Consider the following 2,001-nt stretch of genomic DNA (forward strand, 5'->3'; position numbering starts at 1 on the left):
AGTTAGATGGATGGGCTCACCAAATTATTTTGCGATTAATGGTTTTTCCTGCAGCATAAATGGTCAATCACCTGAAAAAGATACAACACCGCCAGAAGTGCCAGGTATCTCTTATACTGATTTAAAGAGCAACCAAGTAGAAATTCACTGGCAGGCAGTGACAGATGATCAAACGCCGGAAGATGAAATTAGTTATGAAGTTTTTCTTAACGATCAGTTAATAACAACATTTTCAGGGACATCTTACCTTATCAACACACTAAAGCCAGGCGATAATTATAAAATTTATATCAAAGCCGTTGATTTAAGTGGTAATAGGTCTGTTTCAAATGTGCTGAATATTACAACACCTAAGATAGATCAAATCTGCGACTATGATGTTTCCAAGGATCAGTTCCAAGTTGTTAATGAGTACCAAACAACAGCTGTGTCCGGTTGGTATTCAGATACTTTTTCAACACCAGTCACAACCGTTGATGGTGTAATTTATTTTGTCTACATTACCCCGGGATTTAACGTCAAAGTAGGTAAAATTTTTAATGGTTTTGTTGAAGAATATTATGTGGATTCAGATGTTAGCATGAATAACGATGCGCACAATGAGTTTTCAATTGCAGTAGATAAACAAGGCTATATTCACATTGCTGGTGGCGCACATAATTCATCGCTATATTATTGGCGCTCTGCAAAACCATATGATGTATCAAACTTTGTCGAATATCCAAATGCGATGCCTGGAAATGCATTTACCTATAATTTTTTTCGGGTTGATAATAATGGTGAGCTTTATATGGTGTCTCGCGTGCAGGCAAAAAGCCCCTGGTGGCAAGTAGGTGGTAGAGGCGTTGGTTTATAATCATTATGATTTGCAAAGCAAAACCTGGCAAGCTTTGGGGGCGCTTGCGCCTGAGCAGTATGATGGTAAGTATAAAGTTATCATTTGGGAAAACAGTGGAGAAAATGGATCTTCATATCAGCGTTACAAAGCAGATATGCGATTTGACAAAAATAACCGAATGTATATTACCGTGCCTATTAATGCAGATAATGCGTCGAATATATTTAACTATGTTATTACGGCATACTCCGATGATGGTGGACACACCTTTAAAAAGCGCTCAAGTGCAACAATTTCACCACTTCCCATGCGCATTGCAAGTGGCAGTGCGCAGGCTGATGTGATCGATGGTTATTATAATGCTGCGATGTCAGAGCATGCTAATATCCTTTTAGATGCTAAAAATAATCCTGCTATTTATTTTGGCATTGATGGGGAAACTTGGTATCGCTATGCTCAAGGTGACTCCTGGAGCACACGTCAACGTATTTTTGATAATAAACAGTGCAGCCGGTGTTTTACATTATCTGATCAGGATAATGGCGTGATGAGCCTAATCGATTATAACAAATGGTATCGCTTTACAGACTATGGTATGACAATGCATAAATACCAAATTTCTGTGCCTATTTTGCGTTGGGATTTACGTGCACTAAAAGAAGCGCATACTTATCGTGGCGTTTATTGGAATAGCAAAACAGGTCAGTGGAATATTTATCGAGTTGATGTTAGTAACCCAACCAAATGTTTTTAATTTGGGATGATATGGATATGAACAAAATTTTGACTTCAGGAGGATAATATGGACATACAAATACGATACTGGCATTATTGCAAATCACTGTTTATGGCTTTTGCTTTATTATTTCTGCCAGTTTACGGTCTTGCTAATAGTGCTTCTACTGTTATCAATATGGAAGGGCAATGGTATAAGCAAATAGATTTAGCTGGTGTGAATGCTGAGCTGTTAGGCGCGAACGTTGGTGACACTGTCACGATTACATCTCCACTTAATACAATGATAACAAGTACCTGGGGGACCATGACGCTGACACATTGTTCAACAGAAAATAAAGAGGATCATGCCCTGACAACCTGTACTTTAGAGTATATAGGAACTTATACAAATACCTTATCCATTAGTGCAGGGTAAACGCATCTAA

At 38.3% G+C, this 2,001-nt stretch carries 3 protein-coding genes; all 3 read left to right on the forward strand.

The features are described from left to right. Window positions 1–856: BNR-4 repeat-containing protein (locus DNK84_RS13665; protein WP_208123348.1), on the forward strand; the 856-nt coding region annotated here is incomplete at its 5' end. Continuing rightward, entirely contained in the window at window positions 834–1,592 is a 759-nt protein-coding gene (locus DNK84_RS13670; protein WP_162902510.1) for a hypothetical protein, read from the forward strand. The genes DNK84_RS13665 and DNK84_RS13670, both read left to right, overlap by 23 nt. A 48-nt stretch (window positions 1,593–1,640) precedes the next feature. Then, window positions 1,641–1,991: a hypothetical protein gene (locus DNK84_RS13675; RefSeq protein ID WP_119345013.1), complete on the forward strand. Its 351-nt coding sequence runs from the start codon at window positions 1,641–1,643 to the stop codon at window positions 1,989–1,991. Window positions 1,992–2,001: the final 10 nt, after the last annotated feature.

Source organism: Facilibium subflavum, assembly GCF_003574485.1.
GTDB lineage: Bacteria > Pseudomonadota > Gammaproteobacteria > Francisellales > Francisellaceae > Facilibium > Facilibium subflavum.